Source organism: Paraburkholderia lebeckiae, assembly GCF_050436225.1.
Lineage (GTDB): Bacteria > Pseudomonadota > Gammaproteobacteria > Burkholderiales > Burkholderiaceae > Paraburkholderia > Paraburkholderia tuberum.
Map to the genome: position 1 here is coordinate 150,604 of NZ_JBNDLU010000003.1, position 22,323 is coordinate 172,926.

The window sequence follows — 22,323 nt, forward strand, 5'->3', positions numbered from 1 at the left end:
GCTTCCAGGAGAGTCGAATGGCCCTTGCGGGTCGCGCAGAGACGTTCGAGACGCCCAGCGTAGCGCGCTTAGCGTACGAAAAGTCCGTTTAGGTGATGAACCGCTGCCCCGCGATCGGAATCCTCCGCCTGGGGGTTGCCGCCGATCCAGGTTGCGGGCGGGTGAGCTTAGGCTCAGAATGATCCACCGAGGGTGCCCGTCGCCGGGCGACCCGGCAACCGTCAGGGAGGTAAGTCATGCGTGTTATGGTGAAGTTCTCGTTTTCCGCTGATGCCGGCAACTCCGCCATCCGCGCCGGCAAATTAGAAAAAGTCTTCCAACAGCTAACCGAGGATCTGAAGCCCGAAGCCGCTTATTTCCACGCCGAGAATGGCGACCGGGGCGGCTTCTTCATCGTGAACATGGCGGAATCATCGCAGATTGCCGACACCGCCGAGCGGCTCTTCTTTGGTTTGAACGCCAAGATCGAACTCGTGCCGGTCATGAATGCCGATGACCTGCGCAAAGGTCTGTTGGGCGTGCAGGAAACGATCCGCCGCTACGGCTGAGTCCCCTTGGACGATGACCTCGCCCTTGCTGGCCGCCGCGTCGTAGTCGCGCTCGAGCCATAAGCGGGCATAGCACCGGAACGGAGCCAGCTTCTGATGGTCGCCGCACAAGATCGCGTCGGCCTCGACGATCTCGGGCACGACGTCGGGGTCGTAGTTGAGGTTCATGGCGAAGACGCAGCGCGAGCGGTTGTCGGCAGTGCCGAACCGCTCGCGCACGGCCTCCTTGGCACGTTCTAGGCGCTTCTCGAACTGGCCGAGGATCTGCCGGCCGCGCTCCACCATCCCCCGCACCACGGCGATGCCGTCATAGCCCGATGCCGTCATAGCCGCGCCGATCGGCAAAGGCGGCCGTTTCGTAATCGGGGTACCGTCAAGATTCGGACGTTTACGAACGTCAACGGCGAAACTGCCAGATTTGGTCCTGAGACTTTGCAGCGAGGGTGTCAATTTACGTTGGAAATACCCTTAATCTGACGCGTTCCCCGCCGGGCTCTGAGGTCCGGCTGAAGTACGCTTCAACCGGACATATCGCTGGCTAACGGGCGCAGTTCGGCCATGAAGCGTCATTGGCCCGCAACCTTAGGCGGCCGTTCGGATGACCGCTTTTCGTTCACCTGCTGCCGGCTGTGCGGTCGTCAACCGACGCCGCGCCGGCTTGTGGCTAACCGGCACGAATGTCGGCGGAAAAATCAAAACTACACCCGCCGGGAAGTGGGTGGGCGTCAGCTCAAGGCGGCGTGTGTTGCCCGATGCGTCGGGATAAAAGTTGTACCGCGGCCCGTTCTCCCAAGTGGTGATGCGCGAGCACACCGACGGCAAGACCACGATGGGCGCCAAGCACATTCGCGAAGGCATCGTTATGGTCCCGGCGGTTGAACGGACGCACATGGATCTGGACACCGCTCGCGTGTGCCTGAAGTCGGTGTCCGCGAACTACCTGACGCGCAAGGGCGGGACGGAATACAGCTGAAGCATCATGTAACGCAACTCCAAACGACCTCCTCCGAAGGAGGTCGTTTTTCTTCATGCCGCTGCTCGGAGATCTTCATTCTTGACGCGCGCCGCCCACGCGTTATTCCGGCAGCGCGCCTCATTCTCTTCAGTCGGAGCCATAGGCCAGCGTACTGGGATTCGTTTGTCCGAATGTGAGATACCACCCAGCTTGCAGTGTGCCAGTTGGTACGAAAACATCAAAATGCTTGCTGCTCACGTTGTAGCGGCGAACACTCCCGGTGTCCGAGCTGTTACCTGAGATAGGGACGAACAATTTTCCACCGGGGCCGAAGAGCAACGCTTGCGCGTAGGCGCGGGGCTGATCCCGGGTAGTGGCCCGATAAAACTCGATTTTATCGACATACGTGCCGGGACTGCCGCATTTTGGTCCTTGGAACACAAGGATTTTGTCGTTATCAATAGTAGTCGGCGTCTCGTTCGAGCGGAAGCTAGTGACGTAAAGGTTTCCATCTGGCCCGAATGCTAAACCTTCAGGCCGGTTGAGACCCTGGTCGTCAATAAAAACATCCTTAAAGCGGCCATTTTGCGGATCGAACCGAATCACTTGTCCTCGCAATCCAGAAACGAGGCACGGGTAATTAGAAATATAAAGAAGGCCGTCGGAACCCAGCACAATTCCGCGCGGATGAAATTCACCGTTAGCACGGTCATTCGTCGGTGGTAGTGCGCAAGTGCCGAACGATAAATCCGGGACAAAACTTCCAGCAAAGTGCCCATCGGCCGTATATTTCAAAAGACGGCCAGGAGTCTGTGGCTTATTTGGGTCCGGCTCGGTAGTAAAGTCCGCCACGAACATAAAATCTTGCTTTGCCTTGGTGTCTCTCCAGAGAATCACGCCGCGTGAAGCAGCGGGGGCGTTGGCGTCGGTGTGCGGAACGAGCGGCGGGAGCGGTTGCCCGGTGCGGTCGTATTCGAGTATGTCGCTGTTGTCGGTCGTGTTGACATTTTGGTTTGAGAGTATCAGATTACCGACTTGATTAAAAACAAGACCACGCGGCCCTCGCAAATCGCTTGTCGATTTAACGAATGTGCCAAGAGATTGCCCTTTTAACCCAAAGCGCTTTACCGTGTTATCGCCCACATCCCCGATATATAAAGAGTCGGTGGTTTGCGAAAAACTAGAGTCAGCGGTTTGCGCAAAGCTTGGTGCGCTCAAAATCAGTTGCGCTGCGAAGAGGACGACCATAGTGCGCATGAATTGCGCGGCACGCTTTTTCATATTCATGACATGTTCCTCGCGGTTTCGAAAGGCTGATTTGGGATGAACTCCTTGCTCACGAGACGGGTATCTGACTTTCAAGAAGCTATGCTAGGTCCCTACAGATTTCAAGAGAGAAATCATTCTGCGCTGGCGTTAGGCGAAATAACACTCGGTCAAGGTTTTCCATCCAACGCCTGCCGGAAGACTTTCATCCGGTTTCGGAATGGCTCGCGAATGCAGTAGCTGTCAAAAGAGAGGGCAATCCTTGGCTCTCTCGACCTCGCAAAGACGAACGAACCGCTCACCGGTTCTCCGCGAAGGTACGAGCGTGTAGTCGTCTCCAAAGAGCAAACACGTTTCGATTACTGTTAGCACGTCGAGTCCGGCCGCTGACCGAGCCGGGACGTCAGAGGCTGGTAAGGATCGATCAGAGACCGTCGCGGCAGGTTTGCTATGGTGCTGAGGCGAACCGGCGCGCGGTCTGCCTGGCCCCGCCGGTCGTGCAGAACGTCGAACATGCAAGGCGGAGACGGCTTCCACCCGACCAGGAGCACCACGATGCCGAGCTTCACGATCAACCCGATTCCCGAAATGTTGTCGCAGCGATTCAACTACGTGCCGAAGTTCCTGCCCATCATCGACCCGACCTGCGGCCGCTACTGCCTCAAGTCGCTGCTCAAGTACTGGTACGAGAGGAAGACCAACGTACGATATCAAGACATCCTGCTGCCGAAACCGGCGAACCGCGTGCGCGACTGGATCGCCTACGACCCCTATGACGACTACCAGAACGCCCCAAATCTGCTCGTCGAGAGCTACGACGTTCCGACGACCGCCGACCAGTGGATCAAGCGGCTCCAGGACTACGGGCCGATCATTCTGCGCGGCGTGCTCGGGCAAGCGAGCGTGTCGCACTTCGTCCTGCTGACCGGGGCCAGCTCGGACAATCCGCAGACGTTCAGCTTCAAGGACCCGCTGGCCGGGGACGTGGTCACGACCGGACCCTACGCGGGCATGGCAAACCGGATTGCGGCGCCGCTCGTCTACGGACGCTCCGACATCATGAGCCGCCTGCTCGACGCGCCCGCGCAGCAGGTGCTTGACGCGACGCACTGAGCCGCCGGGCCAGTGCCTCACGGAGGGCCGGCGCGCCGACCCTCGCTCGCTCAGCGAAACTGCGTGATCTTCTTGGACGCGACGATGTTGAGGTTCTCGGCCTTGCCAGGGTCCTTGCGCCGGACCGGATACACATCCTCGTACTCGTAGTCCTTCAGCGACTCCGCGACGTACGGACGCGTATCGTGCGCGATCGACCTGGGGTCCACCTCGCTCGACTTCGCCGGCCGCAACAGCGCCTGCTGGTCGGGATTGAGCGGACTGGCCTTGGTGTCGCGCTCCATCTTAGTCCAGCGTTTGTACGAGATCCGCATCGTGTCGTGCACGCGATCGAAGCGCACGTAGAGCGAGTCGGCCTTGCCGACGTGCGAAGTCACGCGCACGCCGTAGACGGGCCCGTCGAACCCCAGTTCGCGCGCGACGCCGAGCAGCATAGCTTTCCAGTCCTGCTCGCCGCTCGTGTCGTGCGTGTACTGGTGCTCCTGGTTGACGACGCCGTAGAGCGCGACGCCTGCCGTGATGTCAGCGGTACCTTGCTGCTCAGCCCAGGAGGCGAAGGCGTGGGCCTTGGCGTCGTCAACGCCGGCGCCGCCGGCGCCCTTGTAGTCGTGGAAGCCGTAGAGGCCGCCGCTCACCTGGAAGCAGACTGCCTGGCAGCCCTTGATGCTCGGAAAGCCGAGGGACTGGGTATCGAACGCGACGTGATTGTTGCCGACATAGTGCATGCGGGCCTCCCTGGCGCCGACGGGCGCAATGCCCCGATCACCGTGCCCGAGGGCCCAGCGAGGTGACGGAAGTGACGGAAGTGACAAATGACTATAGGCGAGCGCCGCGCGGGATGCCAGGTCTCGCCGTTCGTACGGAAGTCGGCAAACGTCCTGCTCACGGCCGCGGATGCGTCAAACAGCCACGGCCCTGTCGCCCGGCCGGGCTGGCGATGCGAATCATCATGTCCAGGCATCTCCGTACCGCGCCAATCTGTCCCAAATGCTGCTTCTCGACATCGCGCCGCACGTCGAAAGACGCGCTGGTTCAAGGCATGGACTGCCACCGCAAAACGGGATGCGTTGCGCCCGCTGGCAGCGCCTACCGGGCCAATTGCCAGCGCAGGATCGGATGGGTCGCGCCGGCCGGCATGACCCACACGCCGGTCGGGCTGAAATCCCAGGACGCGTCGAAGCTCGACGGCTTGCCCATTTGGGCAGTAGTAAGACCGTTTGATGCAGGCAGTTGCGAGACGTCTCCAGTGCTCGCCGTTTGTGTTGTCGTCTCCTTGTCCCAGTAGACGTTGCTTGCAAGTGTGCCACCGGCGCCAAACGCGACGATTCCGCCGAAAATGGGGTGGAAAAACGGCCCTTGATAGGAACGTGTTGGCACGTCACCGGATGCAAATGACTGCTCGATCAACCCGCTATTCGCAAAAGCCAGGCCGCCGGCCGCCGAGAGCCCAAGAACATAACCCGTGGCGTACGACTGAGACACCGTGCCACTGTTGACGCCGACGAGTCCACCCGGCGAGCCGAACGTCTGAGTGACGACCTGGCCGGTCGCGAACGACTGAACGATCCATCCGAGATTGGCGCCCACGAGCCCTCCCGCGTCACCGGCGTCGCCTACGGTAGCGCTGCTCGAGGAGCGCTCGATCAGACCGTCGTTGGTGCCCACCAGGCCGCCGATCGGCGCGTTCCCATAGTGAGTGGCGCCCCGGTAGCCGGACGTATATGCGTATGTAATCAGGCCCCGGTTGCGCCCCGCCAGAATGCCGAAAGTGATAACAATCGGCACATTGTCGAGGATGTCGTCTTGTCCCTCATAGAATGCGGTGTTCGTGATGCCGACGTTGCGCACCACGCCCGCAGTCCCGATCTCGCCAAAGAGGCCAATCGCTTTGGTACCTGATGGCGAGTAAATCTCATTCTGGCTGAACTGGTCGATGACATGCCCCATCCCATCGAACTGTCCCGTGAACGGGGTGGCTGCGCTGCCCAGCGGGATGAAGTCCACGCCGCTGGAGGAGTTCGACGTAAGGATCGTCGCACTTGCGTCGATATCCTTGCCGAGCGCGTAGTTGCCGGCCAGGTCGAACGATATGTTCTGCAGATCGGTCAGCGAATTGACGAGCTTATAGCCGGTGATTTGCGTGACCAGGCCGCTGTAGGCCGGGGCGGTCCACGAAGCGTTGCCGAGCAGCGTGCCGGGGCTGTAGCGGCCGTTCATGTCGTAGAAAAGGCTCACGATGCCGGCGCTCTTGGACCAGTCGACGGTGCCAAGGTTCGAGACGCTGCCACCGTTATCGACGCCCATAGCGTCGGCACCCAAGGTTAGATTGCCCGCGCCGTCGTTCGCGATCGTCGTGCCGCTCGTGACGGAGACATTGCGATATGCCGCAAGCGTGAGCGAAGCCGGGCCCTGCCAGCGCAGGCTCGAAGCGATGCCCAGGTCGCCCGTTGCACCGTTGCCACCCGTGGTCGTGACATCGACCGAGGTGCCCGCGCTCAGACTGCGCTGCAACGTGCGTGCCGCAGCGTCATCGATCGTGAAAGCAGGCGTTGAAAGATTCCACTGCCCGGCGTGAACGGCTGCGTGCCTGCCGAACGCCAGCTGCGCCGCCTGCGTGTCGACCGTTCCGCCGCTGCCGTCGGCATCCGTTGCCGCGATCTTGCCTTGCTGCCTGACCAGGCCGCTGTCCGCGATCAGCCAGACGTGGCCATCCCGGGTGGCCGTGCCCGTCGCGCGGATCCGGGTGCCGCTGCCTGCGAGCGCATAGACGTTGCCATCGGCAGCTTGAAGACTGACCTGCGCGGCCTTGATGCGCCCCTCGTTGACGACGGTGCCGTGACTGCCTGCCTGCACGAACACCTGCCTGCTGTTGGCCGAGTCCTGCAACAGCACCGTCTCGCCAGCCGCCAGTTCCACCGTGCCGCTGGGCGCTCTTACCGTGCCCGCGTTGACGACTGCCTGACGCGCGATCAGGAACACATCGCCGCCGCTGGAGCTGAGCCTGCCGAGGTTGATCACGCTCGCGTCCGACTTGCCCGACAGCGTCAGTGCATCACCGCCGTTCATGAAGGCGTCGTTGCAGATATCCAGGGCGGACGCGACGAACCGTCCGCCCGTGCTGACAACGCCTGAGGGCCCCACGAGGATGCCTTGCGGATTGATCAGGTAGAGGCTGCCGGTGGCGGTGAGCTTGCCGAGAATCGATGACGGATCGCCGCCCGTTACACGGTTCAGTGTCGCGCCCGACCCGTTGTTGAAGGCGACGGTGTTGCCGTTGCCGATCGAGAAGCTGTGCCAGTCGATCACGCCGCGGGACGAGGTCTGGTCGATCGTTAGCGAATGGGTGCCGCTGCTGATCACGCCCTGGCCCCGGACGAAGGCGCCGCCCTGCGGCAGTGGTCCGGCCGCGTGGGCCATCGGCACGCAGCACGCGGCGAGCGCGAGCGGCACCCATAGCGCAAGCGGCAGCGGGCGCAGAACACGGTTCCACGCGGAAGGCCGCGATCGAGGCGCGATGAGTGCCGCGCCAGCATACGCCAGCGTAAAGGACAGCCCATTGCACGGGGTTGGGGGCGACTGGATCGCCAGTCTGGATGAATGACGCGACATGATCCCTCCCGAAACGTGGTTCGTGGAAAGTCGTCGTCGCGGAACGCAGATTGTTGCGACCAGGCAAGGCGCGAAAGCCGCCATACCGCACAACACAGCCTAATCGTAGCAGCGCGTTTCAAAAGACCAACCGGTATTTGCGCATACACCCGGTGCTTGCTCGTACCTCTTCAAGCCCAGGCAATCCGCAATCTTCGACACCTCTGGCGAGGGATGAACTCTTCGTCGTTTGCGCTTGATCAGGCGCCGAACAGATCGAGTCGCGCGGGCACTTCGGTCAGGGAGTTGAAAAAGCACCCGCTACTTAAGGTCTTCGGAAGGAAATGCGGTGAGGAAATCAAAGTCGCACCCTGCCGCGGCAGAGAGCACGTGATCGTGATAGAGCCGCTGGTAACCGCGCGCATATGTCCCTTCTGCCGGACGAATCTCAGTGGCACGATGCGCCAGCTCGACCTCGTCAACCAGTAGATCGATCCGCTTGTCCCGCGCCGAGAGCCGGATGCGGTCGCCGTTGCGCACCAGCGCCAGCGGGCCACCGAGCGCCGCTTCTGGCGTCACGTGAAGCACGATGGTCCCGTACGCCGTGCCCGACATGCGCGCATCCGAAATCCTCACCATGTCCTTCACCCCCGCCCGCGCAAGTTTCTGCGGAATCGGCAGATAGCCGGCCTCGGGCATGCCTGAAGCACTGCGCGGCCCCGCGTTCTGCAATACGAGAATGTCGTCCGCGCGAACGTCCAGATCAGGGTCGTCGATGCGCGCGGCCAGATCTTCGAGCGAGGTAAATACCACGGCACGCCCTTCATGTTCGAGCAGTTCGGGAGTAGCGGCGGCGCGCTTCAGAACCGCACCGCCCGGCGCCAGACTACCGTTCAGAACAATCAGTCCGCCCTCGGGACTGACCGGTTTCTCCGTCGAGCGGATCACGGCCGTATCGATCGGATCGGCAAGCGGCTTGTTCAAACGCTCCTCGAGACTCTGCCCGGCGATATCGCGACACGTCACATCGAGTTGGGGCATCAGTCCGCGCAGAACGCCCTCCAGCCCGCCGGCTGCATGGAAATCCTCCATGTAGCCGTTGCCTACCGGCTTGAGATCCACAAGTACGGGCGTTTCATCAGACAGCCGGTTGAACTCGTCGTAATCGATCTTCAGTCCGATACGACCAGCAATCGCCGCCAGATGAATCACGGCGTTGGTCGAACCGGAGACCGCGAGCAGCACGCGCAAGGCATTGCGCATCGACGCGGGCGTCACGATCTCGGCCGGTTTCGGTCCGCCACTGAGGGCCATGCGCGCAACCAGCGCTCCGGTTTCTTCGCAATTGCGCAGACGATCCGCGTGCACGGCCGGAATCGCCGCCGAACCGGGCAGCATCATGCCTAGCGTTTCCGCGATCAGCGCCATGGTCGACGCCGTGCCCATGACCGCGCACGTTCCCGCCGTGACCGCCAGACGCCCCTCCACTTGCCTGATCTCCTGCGCCGAGACTTTCCCCGCGCGGAAATTCGACCAGAAGCGCCGGCAGTCCGTGCACGCGCCAAGCCGCTCGCCGCGATGTCGCCCGGTCATCATCGGACCGGCCACCACCATTGCTGCGGGCAGCTCCGCGGAAATTGCGCCCATCAACATCGCCGGCACGGTTTTGTCGCATCCGCCTAGCATCACCACTGCATCCATCGGCTGGGCACGAATCATTTCCTCGACGGCCATCGCCATCAGATTGCGATAGACCAGCGAAGTCGGCGAAAGGAAGACCTCGCCAAGCGAAATCACCGGAAATACGACCGGCAATGCGCCCGCCGTGAGCACGCCGCGCTCGACCGCCTTGATCATTTCGGGAAAGTGGCGATGGCAGTTATTGAAACCGCTCTCCGAGGTGCAGATCCCGACGATCGGCTTGTCGAGCGATTCGCCGGTGTAACCCATCGATTTGGCAAACGACCGGCGCAGATAGCGCGCGAAGTCGTGATCACCGTAGTTCGTCAGGCCATTGTCGAAGCCACGCGGTTTTTGATTCATTTCCAATTCCTTACGATCAGGCGATGCAGCGACGATATAGCGAAAGAAACGTCAGATGAATTCAGGGACGAGGCGGACTCCGACCTCGATAAGTCTAAACGACGCCTATCATCCAGATACCGCCCGGCGACGCACGCGTGACGGGATGGGCAGGGACTCACGCACTGAACGTGCTCGACGGTCGATCCCGATTTGGGAGGTCACATGTCATCGCTACGCGCAAACGATCTGCTCCATTCGAAGGAAGGATTCCGCCTGCATGGCCAGGACCTCGACTGCTGGCGCCGCTGGGGGCCTTATCTGAGCGATCGGCAGTGGGGCACCGTTCGCGAAGACTACAGCGACTACGGAACCGCATGGGAGTATTTCCCCCACGATCATGCGCGCAGCCGCATGTACCGCTGGGGCGAGGACGGCATTGCCGGATTCGGCAACGACCCGCTCGACTGGTGCGTGTCGCTCGCGCTCTGGAACGGGCGCGACCCCATCCTGAAGGAGCGGCTGTTTGGCTTGACCAATGCGCAAGGCAATCACGGCGAGGACGTGAAGGAGCTTTACTTCTACGTCGATGGCACGCCGACGCACTCGTACATGAAGATGCTGTACAAATACCCCCACGATGCGTACCCGTATCAGGACCTGATCGAGGAAAACGGCCGGCGCGGCGCCGATCAGCCCGAATACGAAATCCTCGATACGGGCGTGTTCGACGACGATCGCTATTTCGACGTCTGGGTCGAGTACGCGAAGCACACACCCGACGACATCGTGATGCGGGTAACCGTCGAAAATCGCGCGGATCAGCCCGCGTCACTGCATGTGCTGCCGCTCTTCTGGGCGCGCAACCGCTGGGCGTGGTCAGGCAAGCCCGGCAAGCCGTCGCTCACGCTCGAGCCGGCGTCCGCCGAGGGCGCGCGCGTGATCGCGCACAATCCCGCGCTGGGCACGATGATCGTCACGGGCTCGGCGCCGCAGCCGATCGAATGGCTGTTCTGCGAAAACGAAACCAACGTCCGCCGCCTTTTCGGCATCGCCGGCGCAGGCCCGTTCAAGGATGGCTTCAACGATTACCTCGTCGATGGCGACGAGCACGCGATACGCCGCGACGCGGGCACCCGCGCCGCCGCTCATGTGGCCCTGTCGCTCGCGCCGCACGAGCGCGCGGTGCTGTATCTGCGCTGGCGTCCGGCGGCACTACCGGGCATCACGCGCGACGACGTGCCGCTCGACTTCGAAGCGCTGTTCGCGCGCCGGATCGCGGAGGCCGATGAGTTTTACGCCGCGCTCCAGCACGACATCAGCGACGCCGATGCGCGGCTCGTGCAACGCCAGGCGCTCGCCGGCATGCTGTGGACGAAGCAGTATTACCAGTTCGACGTGACGCGCTGGCACGACGGCGACCCCGGCCAGCCGAAGCCGCCGAAAGGACGCCGGCACGGGCGCAACGCCGACTGGCGGCATATGTGCAACGGCGACGTCGTATCGATGCCGGACAAGTGGGAGTACCCGTGGTACGCGTCCTGGGATCTCGCGTTTCATGCCGCCGCGTTCGCAATGATGGACCCCGACTTCGCGAAGAAACAGTTGCTGCTGCTCGTGAAGGAACGCTACATGCACCCGAACGGGCAGTTGCCCGCCTACGAATGGGCATTCGGCGACGCGAATCCGCCCGTTCATGCATGGGCGACATGGCGCGTGTACGAACTCGACCGTGAAGTCACGGGCGTCGGTGACCACAAGTTTCTCGAGGTAATGTTCCACAAGTTGCTGCTGAACTTTTCGTGGTGGGTCAACCGCAAGGATGCAGACGACCGCAACATCTTCCAGGGCGGCTTTCTCGGGCTAGACAACGTCGGCATCTTCGACCGCTCTTCCCCGCTGCCGACGGGGCGGCCGCATCGACCAGGCGGACGGCACCGCCTGGATGGCCTCGTATGCGCTCGACCTGATGCAGATCGGACTCGAGCTCGCGATGACGAACAACGCGTACGTCGAAATCGCGGTGAAGTTTTTTGAGCATTTCCTGTATATCGCAGAAGCCGTCGGTTGCAGCGAAGGTTGCAGAACGGGGCTATGGGACGGTCACGACGAATTCTTTTATGACGTACTGCATCTTCCAGATGGAACCCGTGTGCCGATGCGCGTTCGCTCGATCGTCGGCCTGATTCCGTTGTTCGCCGTGCATGTGCTCGAAGAACGCATATACGGCCACCTGCCCGGCCTGCGGGAACGGCTCGCGTGGTTTCTCGATCACCGGCCCAATCTGGCCAAACTCGTATCGCGTTGGACCGAACCCGGCAAAGGCAACACCACGCTGCTCTCGCTACTGCGCGGATACCGGATGACGGCATTGCTGCGCCGCGCGCTCGACGAAGACGAATTTCTGTCCGATCACGGCGTGCGCGCGCTGTCACGCGTGCACCGCGATACACCGTACGAGTTCGATCATGGCGGCGCGCACGTCTGCATCGCTTATCAGCCGGCCGAATCGGATTCGCGCGTATTCGGCGGCAATTCGAACTGGCGCGGGCCTGTGTGGATGCCCGTCAACTATCTGCTGATCGAATCGCTGTATGAATTCCATCGCTACTACGGCGACGAGTTCCGCATCGAATATCCAACGGGATCGGGAAACCCGTGCTCGCTCAGCGAGATCGCCGACGGTCTCGCGCGGCGTGTCACTACCCTCTTTCTCAAGGACGAGCACGGCGTGCGGCCCGTGATGACGGCTTATCCGCTGTTGCAGGCCGACCCGCGCTCGTCCGATCTCGTGCTGTTCCACGAGTACTTTCACGGCGACAGCGGACGTGGCGTCGGCGCTTCGCACCAGAGCGGCTGGAGCGGTCTCGTCGCGCTGCTGCTACAGCCGCGTCTGATGAAGCTGGCCCACGTGGCGTCCGATACCGCTGCCGAAAACGTGCGGGCAGGCTCGCCAGTTGCCGAAGACGCGCAGCCCGCGATGGCGCGATAGACGGGCATCGAAAATCCGGAATCAAATCCGGAATCGATCGAGACGCGATTCCCGAAACTCTATGTCGTCGACCTATCGGACCAAAGTCTGATTGACCGACCTGAAGGTCACGTGTCTTATTGTTTCGGGAGGGTCCACGTGGCCACCGGAAGACGCGACCCCACGGGTAAGCGAAGACATGCTCGCACCCCACCGGGAAGTTTCCTCTACATGGTCAAAGGCGAACCGCGAACGTTTCGGCCTCCGCTGCCGTATGAATCGTAGGAAGAGCGCAAACATGGACTGGAACCGCTGGTACAGCTTGAAGAGTTACCTCAGATCTTCCCTGTGGACGGTACCGCTCGTCGCGGTAGCGATCTATGCCGTGGTAAAGCCGCTCACTGAAATGCTGGGAAGGTGGCTGATCGGACACGACATCCTCGATCCGAAAACCGGCCTTTTTGCGCTGTCCATGACTGGAGCGCGGTCACTTGTCGGCGACATCGTTTCCGCAGACCTGGCGTTTCTGGTGTTTACCTTCGGTTCGCTGCTCGTCGCAATCCAGGTCGCCGGCGGTCAATATACCCCGCGGATCATCGCGACGACATTGCTGCGCGATAACGTGATCCGCAGCATCTCGGGATTGTTCGTATTCACGCTTCTGTTCGCCAACAGGACCCTGGGCTGGATGGGTGACAGCGAGGTGCATCAGCTTCAGGTATTCATTGCAGCGCTATTCGGATTCGCTTCCGTCGTCGCATTCCTTTTCCTGATTGATTACGCGGCGAAATGCCTGCGTCCGGTAAGCCTCGTGGCTCGGGTTGGGAAGCATGGGATCGCGGTCATCGAAAGCGTCTATCCCGACCCAACGACTGGCCGAATCACCCCGCCAAGACTTGACCATGAGCGAGGCGTCCCTGGCCGCATTGTTCGCCATAGCGGTACATCCGGCATCGTTCTGGCCGTGAATCTCGAAAGACTTGTCGCCAAGGCGAGGCGCACTAACTCGGTTATCGAATTCGTGCCGCAAGTCGGCGATTTTGTCGCGGTGGACGAACCCTTGTTTTATTTGTACGGAGACTCTGACGCAATCGATGAAAACCGGCTGCGTACCCTGGTTGCTTTTGGGACCGAACGCACGATGGAACACGATCCTATGTTCGCGTTTCGCATTCTTGTTGATATTGCGCTGAAAGCGTTGTCGGCTGCGATCAACGATCCAACAACGGCCGTGTTGGCCATCGATCAGTTGCAGCGGCTATTGCGTGTAGTCGGAAAACGGTCTTTGTACACCGAAGAGTTAACGGATAAGTCCGGACTTGTGCGCGTCATCTATCGAACGCCGAACTGGGAAGATTTCGTGCATATCAGTTTCCGCGAGATACGTCAGTACGGCGCGGGCAGCATTCAGATCGCGCGGCGTCAGCGCGCGGCGATAGAGAATCTCCTCCAGTGCTTGCCGGAGCATCGTCACGACGCCTTGCGTGTCGAGCTGACTCTGCTGGACCGTGCGATCGGCTCGAAGCATCCATTTCCGGAGGACCTGGCGCTGGCCCGTATCCCCGACTCGCAAGGGCTTGGTGGCTCGGAAAGCTCGACAGCAAGGCAACCCATCGTTTGAGAGGCAAACCATGCGAAAACTCATCATGGGCATCGTTGAATTCCGGGAGAAAATGCTGCCGCAATACGCGCAGCAGTTCAGCAAACTCGCGCTCGCGCAGACACCTGATGCGCTCTTCATAACGTGCTCGGACAGCCGGGTCGTGCCGGATCTGCTTGCATCAACCCATCCCGGCGATCTCTTTACGATGCGCAACGTGGGCAATCTGATACCACCGGCGACTGCGGAGGGCGTCTCTACCGGAGATCTTTCCGAGGCAAGCGCGATCGAATATGCCGTGCTGGTGTTGAAAGTCGCGAATATTGTCGTGTGCGGACATTCGGAGTGCGGCGCGATGAAGGCCGTGTTCTCCAGGAACGCCAAGCTGAAATCGCCAAACCTCGATAAATGGCTATGCCACGCCAACAACGCAGCGTTTCGCCTCGAACAGGAAGGTCCGCTCGACGACAGCCTGAAAGCGCACGATCAATTGTCGCAACTCAACGTACTCGTGCAACTCGAGCACTTGATGACCTACCCGATCGTCCGCCAGCAAGTCACTGCCGGGGCACTCGTACTGAGCGGCTGGTGGTTCGACATCGCGACGGGCGCAATGTATGCCTATGAGCGCACGAGCCGCTCATTCGCAGTCATCGATCGCACAATGGCTGATCGGATGATTGAGCGCCTTGCCGCACGGGCGAGATGACGGTTTGCGAAGCCCGCAATGGAACCGGCATGTCGCTAGCGACCAATGCAATCCCTGCGTCGCGATGCAGACGGCAAGTTCTGTTTCAATGTTCGCTTCCGCACACTTTCTGGCAGAAGAACATGTCACCGCGAATATTGCTATCTACAGTTCATGCGTCGGATCTTAAGAGGCGCGCGTACGGAACCTGCATGCATGAAAACGGGCGATGTTTCGCAGTCGGCATGGAGATGAGATATGGGAGTGGTTGAAGTCGAAATGCGATCACCGAACTTTGTGGCAAGCGCAGTTCTGGTTGCCAGAACGTGGCATGCAGCGCCTGTTGGCAACGGCATTGACTCACACTGACGAGGCCTACATGACCGATTTGAACACGCTGTGGACATACATCAAAAAGCATGCGCCACCCGGCGGCATCGAGGGCTTTGACGGCAGTCCCGGAAAATTTCGTGACTTGCAGCAGTACCACGAGAAAAAGGTCTCCCGATGGGAAAACGCGGGGGGCGCATCAGTCAGGAAGGCGGGTGAGTTGATTACCGATCCTCTGGAGGTTTGCGGTCTACGGCGCGAAAGCACGCTGCTTTCTACACCGGACAATCCTAAGAGAATCGCCGTCGCGGCGATGCTGCTGGCGATGTCGATCGTCCTGAATCTCGATGAGGATACGCTCAGAAAGGCTAAACCCATTCTGGAAAGGCGCGATATTCTCGACCTCGAGATGCGGTTGAAAATTCTTCTGTCGACGGGCGATGTCTTCCAGTCGACGCGATTTCCAAGTCTGCAGTTGAAGAACTTCAGCAGTGTGTCGATCGGCTTCGAAAGTGTTCAAACGACTTTCATCCTCGGCGCGGAAAATGCCTTCGAGAGCGCCACCGATCTGCTGACGTTGATGCATCAGCGGCTTTTGCACGCTTCGTCCGGCATACCGGAACAGTACAAGGAAACATTCACCAGCTATTTCGGTAATCCAGACGACAAAGTGGATGTCGCGGCGCTTGGATTCCAAGGCGGCTCAGAACTGGGGTTGTCCGGTAGTCAAACCAGAAGCGCGTTGGTGCGCGCGGTGCTGCAATGCGTCTGGAAGGGCATCCAGATGAGGCCAGTGCGCCTCTATTACGGTGGCGGCAGCGTCATCCCCAATGTCCGGGCCTATGCACCCGACCTCAAGACAGTTCGCCGTGACGGGAAAATAAACATACACCTGGCGATCGACTTCTTCAGTCTCGAACAACAGGTGATTCATGACGGGATGAGCATTAGCCGTGGCGCGGGCCTTATTCACGAGTTCACTCATGCACTGGCCGGGACGATAGACGTCGACCAGGCATTTATGCCAGGCCGATGCCGGGCGCTCGCAAGGAATAGGGATTTCGGACCGCGCGTGCTCGCCAATGCGCAGAGTTATGCATCGTTCGTTGAGGATGCATTCGGCTGACGGTTGCGCAGTCGACTGCATTTAGCCGCCCGCTGTTTGGATGGTTGAGAAGGGGCCCTTATGCACTGTTGAGCGGCGCATCGAGCGGGTCTCCCGCCTTCAGGCGATCAAGCGAACGGCCAGCGCTTAGTGCACCTTCCGTTCCATTGATCGCGAGCCCCTCACTGTTACAGCAAAGGCGTAAGCACTTGGTCAGATAGAACGAGGCTTCGGCGTCGTCAGCACAACGCTGCGATATCGCGAATTGGGTGCAGTGCCAGATTATTCGTCATCGTCCCAGTGATGATGATGGTGCTCCCAGCCCCTGTGCCAACCATGGTCATGGTTGCCAGTGCCTGTCTCGGTCGTCGTTGTATTCGTATCCGTAGCCATATGTGTTGCTCTAGTGGGCAAATAAACGTGAAGTGTCAGCCTGGTAACCGTTTGTAAGGCACTGTGCCCTCCGGTTCGCTGCGTGCTTACTAAGCACTCAGCGAATCGCCATAGACACGCACACGCTCACCAACCTGAACGGTAGGCTGCATGTCGTGGTTGAAGTTTCGATAACTGCCATCCTGCATTCTGACTTGCACCTGGCAGGTGGCATCTTTGCGTACGGCATGTTCGATACCGTTACCCGCAAGGCCACCGCCAACTGCACCCGCTATCGTCGCCAGAACACGGCCGCACCCTTGACCAACCTGGTTGCCCAGCAGCCCGCCTGCCACCGAACCGCCTACTGCGCCGAGCCCGGTGGTCGGCTCTTGTGTTTGGACTGCGTTGACCGCGACGACTTCACCTGCATTCGTCGCCCTTCCCAATTGGTTGGACAGCATGGGAAGTCGCCGGGAAGCCGCAGATCCACCCGCCTATTCAGGATTGCCGCTAACAGCGGTCAGCCCCGTGAGATGCACACTGCGGGTCGTAAACCATGCTTGAGTTTAAGGACGGAAACGGTCACAGTTGACCTGTCGTCGCCTCAAAGTCCTCTGAATAGGTGGTCAATCGCCCCTCTTTTCCCTCGTTTGGTTCAGCCCCAAGCTCGTATCATGGGCTGCACATTGGGGTTAATGCAGTATGTCGGACACGTTTTGGGTTACAAAATCCTGACGTTTCTATCGAAGGAAAAGATACATGTCAATTGCAAAGCGACGCGCGAGCTCGGCCAGATTGTCCCTCGTAGCCAACACATCGAGTGCTGTCGCGATTCCCGCGGACTGTAAAGCAACGACATCCGGGCCGATGCCAGAAGCATGGTTCGAGGAAGAAGTCGGCTACATCGGCGAAATGCCGGCGTGTACCCGCATCCCGACTGACACCCACCGTCAATGACCTGAGTGAACGTAAAAGTAATGCCGGCGAGCGCATTCTTTCGCCCCGGGTATCGCTCCACTGAAACGCGCCATTCATGAATACTGTTCGAACTGAATTAACGGGTGATGCCGGCCTTCCATCGACGCATCAGCCACTGGGACTGGCTGCGTTGCTCCGGGCGGCAACGGCTGGGAGCGATCTGACGCCGCTGGGGGAAAGCCTGCTCGAGCACATAAAGCGCCATGACGACCCGTACGCTCTGCTTGATTTGTCGCTGGTGTTGCAATTGAAATACCAGAAGGCGGCCGCTCTCGCCGTCCAGCAGCAAGCGCTTCAAATGACCAGACATTATCGGTTAAAGAGCGCCCAGACGATCAAGCCTCCTTTGAAGGTGCTGGTGCTCAAGGCTCCGGGCGATCTGATGGCGAACACGCCTTTTGAGTGCCTGCTTGAGAACGCCGACCTGCAGATAGAGGTCCTGTATGTCGACACGCGGCCGCTGGGGGATGCCGAGTTGCCCGAGCACGACGTTATCTTCGTTGCGGCATGCGCGTCGGATGAAACCGCGGGCGTTCTTGCCCAAATCGCGTCGCTGACGAGCGGGACGGGTTGCCGCGTACTAAACCGGTCCGAACACATTGCGAAGACAATGCGTGACACCGCCTATGCTCTGCTGGGCGCTGCCCCCGGTATCTGTATGGCCCACACGGTGCGCCTTTCCCGCGAGCGGGTCAACGAAGCGGCTTCGGGAGCGTTGCAGTTGTCCGAGGTACTCGGCGCAAATTATCCACTCATCATACGGCCGATAGGATCGCACGCCGGACAAGGTCTGGCGAAAGTGTCCGACGCTCAGGAACTCGCGCGCTACATGGCTGAGTCTGACGCCGTGGAATATTACATGGCGCCTTTTATCGACTACAGCAGCGCCGACGGTCTGTTTCGCAAATACCGGATCGTGATGATCGAGGGAACGCCATTCGTGTGCCATATGGGCATCTCGAAGGAATGGATGGTTCACTACCCTTACGCGGAAATGTCGACGCATCCCGACCGGCGAGAGGAAGAATCGCACCTGATGGCGAGCTTTGACACCGATTTTGCTGTGCGTCACCGCGAGGCGTTTCGCAACGTCGCGGAATTGACCGGTCTCGATTACGTAGGATTCGATTGCGCTGAAACGAGCGATGGCCGGCTGCTCATATTCGAGATCGCGACGGGCATGGTTGTGCATGACTTGGACGACCAGAGCATTTTTCCTTATAAGGTTCCGCAAATTCGCCGGGTTGCCGACGCCTTTCATGAAATGCTGCGCCGCGCGGCCGCGAACGCATACAAAATCCAACGGCTGGCCTCGGAGGCATAGTGAAGTCCAATGCATTGAATTTTTCCGGTGGTCCCGGAGCGCTCCCTGAAACGGTGCTGGAACAGACGCGCATAGCGATTACCGCGTTACCGGAAACCGGCATCTCGGTACTCGGCATGAGCCATCGCTCGGACTGGTTTCGCTCCATACTGGACGAAGCGGAACAGAATCTGCGCGTTCTGCTCGGTATATCCGACGACTACGCCATTACCTTTCAGCAGGGCGGCAGTAGTCTGCAGTTCGCGATGATCCCGATGAATTTTGCCGCGAAAGGATTCGCCCCGCCCGAATATGTGACGTCCGGCTACTGGAGCGGTCGGGCGACCTCGGAGGCGGCCAAGGTGACTGAGAGGAAAGTTGCGTGGGACGGCCACGCGACGGGCTACCGGCAGTTGCCCGTCCTCGATAAACTGGACATCTCCGGCTCTGCCGCCTATCTGCACTACGTGTCGAACGAGACCGTGGAAGGTTTGCAATTTCCGGTTTGTGAAGAGGCGACGCAGGTACCGCTGATTGCGGACATGTCGTCCGATTTTCTGTCGAAGCCCATTCGGCCAGACGCATACTCGATGATTTATGCTCACGCCCAGAAGAACCTGGGTCCGGCTGGGGTAACGGTAGCGGTAATCAAGCGTTCGCTGCTTGAACGGATCCCCGACGGCTTGCCGGCGATCCTCGATTTTCGCACCCACGTCTCGCACGGTTCCAACTACAACACGCCGCCGGTATTCGCGATCTATGTGCTGACGTTGATTACGCGCTGGCTGCGCTTCGATGTTGGCGGTCTGCACGAGATGCAAAGCATCAATGAGAGAAAGGCGCGGCGGCTGTATGACACGCTGGACGCTTTGGAGGGGGTCGTGACCGTCCACGCGGACCGTCGCTGGCGCTCACAAATGAACGTGGCTTTTAAATTCGGTGATTCTCGGCTCGGCGATGCGTTTATCGGGGCGGCTCGTGAACAGGGTATCGTTGGACTAGAGGGGCACCGTTCAATTGGCGGATTGCGTGCGTCTCTATACAACGCCGTTACAGAGCAAGCCGTGGACATTCTGGCAAACGCACTAACGGAATTCAGTATGCAGCGGGCCTGAACAGCAATGCCGGTTCTCACGTTGACGTGCGTGCGACTCGAAGGAATAAACGACCGCTGCACCCCAAAAAGCTGCCGATTAGGTGGCGTCTGGTTTAGAGTCCGAAGTGGGTCGGGAGTGTGAGTTCGCGATGCCGGAAGCTGTCGCCCGGCTGCTCGACGCCGCTACCGTCGGCAATCCATCACATTGCCGACGTAGAATCCAGCCTGCCCCAAGGTCGGCATTGGCCGAGGAGTCCGCGTTGAGTATCCGGCGGGTCACGAAGTGGAGCAGTCGTTCGAATGAGCGCTCGAAAATGCGGTCGAGCGGCAGAAACTGGCCGTACTGAGACGGACCGCGAACATCGCAGCTCACCCCATCTCAATCTTTCGGTCGGCGGTGCGATCATTGACGAAACAAGTTGGCTCGATGGCTCGATGCAAAAAATCGCTCTTGGACGTTTGATCGGAGGGCTATTCGGGCGACGCATGCATGCGCGGAATGTCGCTGCCTCGGGGACGGCCAACGAGGGACCGGATCTTGCTCGCGATGTCCATGTACTGCTGATGGAAGGGAGCGTGTCATGATCAAGCTACTTGGCATCCTGGCTTTAGCGTTCGGTATTGGCGGTTGCGTCGCTGCCCAGCCGCCCTACTACGGCTACGGCGACGCGCCCGGCTATTATGCGCCGCCCCCCAGTTTCGGCATCGGGATCGGGACAGGCAGTTTCGGTGGGAGTGGTTTCGGAGGCGTCGGCGTCGGGCTCGGGTTTTAGATGGGGACGATACTGCCGTCAATCATGCGTCGTCTCTGGCCAGCAGGCCGACATGAAGCACGCACTGTCCCGGGCGGAGCCTCATGCGCGACGTAGCGGGAGCGTCAGTTCACTGCGCCCATAGATATCAGCCATGAAACCGATTCTCTCGCCGGCATCACTTCGCATTCGTCCCGTTTTTTGCGCCGCGTTGCGGGTCTTGTGCTCGACACGGCGCGGGTCAAACGGGTCGGGTGTAGTGCTTTCCGAGCCTCGGTTGGGGACGCCGGTTGCCGGGTTTCCCGTGCATGCGTAGCGCCATTGTATTTAATGGCGATGCGCGCGTTCGTGCATTGCATGGCCCGAAACGACCGCAGGGATGAGCCTCGACGTCAGGTCTCAGCAAAAAAACGTCGCGCGAATCGCGCTGTAAAGATAACCCTGCCTATCATGAGGGCGTTTAACGGCGCACTGTTGCGAAGATAATCCGCGTTATCGCGACAACGAAGCGACGACATGTGCCGTTCCGAAGTTCTGACGACCCCGATCTTCCGCTTTAAACCATGAAGGTCCTAACACCGACCCACAACGGGCGGCTGAACATGCGTCGGCTAACCGGCAGCTTCAAGGACCATAACAGCCACTTGCGGCCGCACCTTCACTTGCACACCACTCGTCCGATTCACAGCCCGGGCTAAAACCGCTTCGCAAAGCCAACTGTAAAACCGTGCGGGAGAATCTGGACGAACAAGGGTGTCTGCCATGTCGTGCTCAGGTATCCGACCGCCGTGCCGAGCGCCCAGCCAGCGAGAACGTCAGTCTGCCAATGTGCCTGGCTTTTCACGCGTGCAATCGAATCGTAGAGCGGCAAAAATTCCAGTCCCCATACCCACGGATCACGCCGACCATAGTTGACGATGAACGGCGTCACAAAACTCGCCTGAAGGGTGACTTCGCCACTTGGAAAACTCTGTCCGCCGCTGAACCATTGGTTGGGTCCCTGGCCCGCGTTGGGCCGCTGGCGACCGAATGCGTACTTCATGCCTTGCGCAGCGACCGCCGATATCGCCGTAGCGTCGGCCGTTTGCCAGAAGGTATGGCCCAGTTCGTTGTCGTTCCCCAGCCACAGAGATCCACCGACCGTCGTGGCGATCACGGCGTATTCAAGTCCGAGCTGAACGTTGCGGTTCCATATGCCGCTCTGATCCAGAGCCACCTTGCGGTCGATCCCGCCAGCATATGCGCCCGAAAAAGCCAACGCCGTCATCGCGGCGGCACCCCACCGTCTCGCTCCTACCGTCAGTCCAGAAGTGGACGCTCTCATATGGACCTCACGCGAAAAAGTCGGGATTACCGGTCAGCCCTTGACGCAATCGAACAAAGAGAGGAACTGCCAGACTACATTCCAACGTGCCAGGCGCAACGCACATGCCCTGACGATACACCACAGCTACGAATCGTAGGAAAGCGGCCTAGCGGCGTACCTCCACCGTGGCTGCGAATTGGCTCTGATATTCGTGGCCAGGTCGCCCTTGTGCATCAATGGAAGTTACGGGACGGCATTACGCGAGCTGCCTACGCACTAACTTCCTGGTTGTCGCCGCTTGCCCGGCCACGCAGTCCGAGCGGTGTT

At 60.1% G+C, this 22,323-nt stretch carries 14 protein-coding genes and 2 pseudogenes; 9 read left to right on the forward strand and 7 right to left on the reverse strand.

Features of this window, described 5'->3' with window-relative positions; all coding sequences use genetic code 11:
- Positions 1-410 precede the first annotated feature (410 nt).
- Positions 411-875: a hypothetical protein gene (locus OKW45_RS35435; RefSeq protein WP_162634028.1), complete on the reverse strand. Its 465-nt coding sequence runs from the start codon at positions 873-875 to the stop codon at positions 411-413.
- A gap of 442 nt (positions 876-1,317) precedes the next feature.
- Between OKW45_RS35435 and OKW45_RS35440 the strand changes: the two genes are divergently transcribed.
- Entirely contained in the window at positions 1,318-1,521 is a 204-nt protein-coding gene (locus tag OKW45_RS35440) for a hypothetical protein (protein ID WP_162634029.1), read from the forward strand.
- Between the two features lie 129 nt (positions 1,522-1,650).
- On the opposite strand, the gene OKW45_RS35445 is transcribed toward OKW45_RS35440, so the two are convergent.
- A complete protein-coding gene (locus tag OKW45_RS35445) occupies positions 1,651-2,790 on the reverse strand; it encodes a hypothetical protein (RefSeq protein WP_429473508.1) in 1,140 nt (379 codons plus the stop codon).
- A 534-nt stretch (positions 2,791-3,324) separates the two neighbouring features.
- Here OKW45_RS35445 and OKW45_RS35450 point away from each other — a divergent pair.
- A complete protein-coding gene (locus OKW45_RS35450; RefSeq protein WP_429473509.1) occupies positions 3,325-3,882 on the forward strand; it encodes a hypothetical protein in 558 nt (185 codons plus the stop codon).
- Between the two features lie 50 nt (positions 3,883-3,932).
- Here the strand turns inward: OKW45_RS35450 and OKW45_RS35455 are convergent, their stop codons facing one another.
- From OKW45_RS35455 to OKW45_RS35465, 3 genes are all read right to left on the reverse strand, one after another.
- Complete coding sequence (locus tag OKW45_RS35455; RefSeq protein WP_429473510.1) at positions 3,933-4,607, reverse strand: hypothetical protein; 675 nt, start codon at positions 4,605-4,607, stop codon at positions 3,933-3,935.
- A 361-nt stretch (positions 4,608-4,968) separates the two neighbouring features.
- Positions 4,969-7,299: a two-partner secretion domain-containing protein gene (locus tag OKW45_RS35460; RefSeq protein WP_429474017.1), complete on the reverse strand. Its 2,331-nt coding sequence runs from the start codon at positions 7,297-7,299 to the stop codon at positions 4,969-4,971.
- Positions 7,300-7,791: 492 nt separating this feature from the next.
- Positions 7,792-9,513: a dihydroxy-acid dehydratase gene (locus OKW45_RS35465; protein ID WP_429473511.1), complete on the reverse strand. Its 1,722-nt coding sequence runs from the start codon at positions 9,511-9,513 to the stop codon at positions 7,792-7,794.
- Positions 9,514-9,717: 204 nt separating this feature from the next.
- Here OKW45_RS35465 and OKW45_RS35470 point away from each other — a divergent pair.
- The 4 genes and pseudogenes from OKW45_RS35470 to OKW45_RS35485 all read left to right on the forward strand — a co-directional run bounded on the left by OKW45_RS35470 (position 9,718) and on the right by OKW45_RS35485 (position 16,207).
- Positions 9,718-12,484 (forward strand): annotated as a pseudogene (locus OKW45_RS35470) (MGH1-like glycoside hydrolase domain-containing protein).
- 277 nt (positions 12,485-12,761) lie between these two features.
- Entirely contained in the window at positions 12,762-14,084 is a 1,323-nt protein-coding gene (locus tag OKW45_RS35475) for a DUF2254 domain-containing protein (protein ID WP_026226144.1), read from the forward strand.
- A 10-nt stretch (positions 14,085-14,094) separates the two neighbouring features.
- Positions 14,095-14,772: a carbonic anhydrase gene (locus OKW45_RS35480; protein WP_018422414.1), complete on the forward strand. Its 678-nt coding sequence runs from the start codon at positions 14,095-14,097 to the stop codon at positions 14,770-14,772.
- A 310-nt stretch (positions 14,773-15,082) separates the two neighbouring features.
- Complete coding sequence (locus OKW45_RS35485) at positions 15,083-16,207, forward strand: M35 family metalloendopeptidase (RefSeq protein WP_429473512.1); 1,125 nt, start codon at positions 15,083-15,085, stop codon at positions 16,205-16,207.
- 461 nt (positions 16,208-16,668) lie between these two features.
- Here OKW45_RS35485 and OKW45_RS35490 read toward each other — a convergent pair.
- A pseudogene (locus OKW45_RS35490) lies at positions 16,669-16,992 on the reverse strand (glycine zipper 2TM domain-containing protein); the annotation flags it as partial.
- Between the two features lie 602 nt (positions 16,993-17,594).
- Here OKW45_RS35490 and OKW45_RS35495 point away from each other — a divergent pair.
- From OKW45_RS35495 to OKW45_RS35505, 3 genes are all read left to right on the forward strand, one after another.
- Entirely contained in the window at positions 17,595-18,863 is a 1,269-nt protein-coding gene (locus tag OKW45_RS35495; protein WP_429473513.1) for an ATP-grasp domain-containing protein, read from the forward strand.
- Positions 18,863-19,957 carry a phosphoserine transaminase gene (locus OKW45_RS35500; RefSeq protein WP_429473514.1) on the forward strand — a complete coding sequence of 365 codons (1,095 nt, stop codon included), beginning with the start codon at positions 18,863-18,865 and terminating at the stop codon, positions 19,955-19,957. Before OKW45_RS35495 ends, OKW45_RS35500 begins: the two co-directional genes overlap by 1 nt.
- Positions 19,958-20,519: 562 nt before the next feature.
- A complete protein-coding gene (locus OKW45_RS35505; protein ID WP_429473515.1) occupies positions 20,520-20,711 on the forward strand; it encodes a hypothetical protein in 192 nt (63 codons plus the stop codon).
- 673 nt (positions 20,712-21,384) lie between these two features.
- Here the strand turns inward: OKW45_RS35505 and OKW45_RS35510 are convergent.
- Positions 21,385-21,957, reverse strand: a complete 573-nt coding sequence (locus OKW45_RS35510) for a phosphatase PAP2 family protein (protein WP_429473516.1) — start codon at positions 21,955-21,957, stop codon at positions 21,385-21,387.
- Between the last annotated feature and the right edge of the window lie 366 nt (positions 21,958-22,323).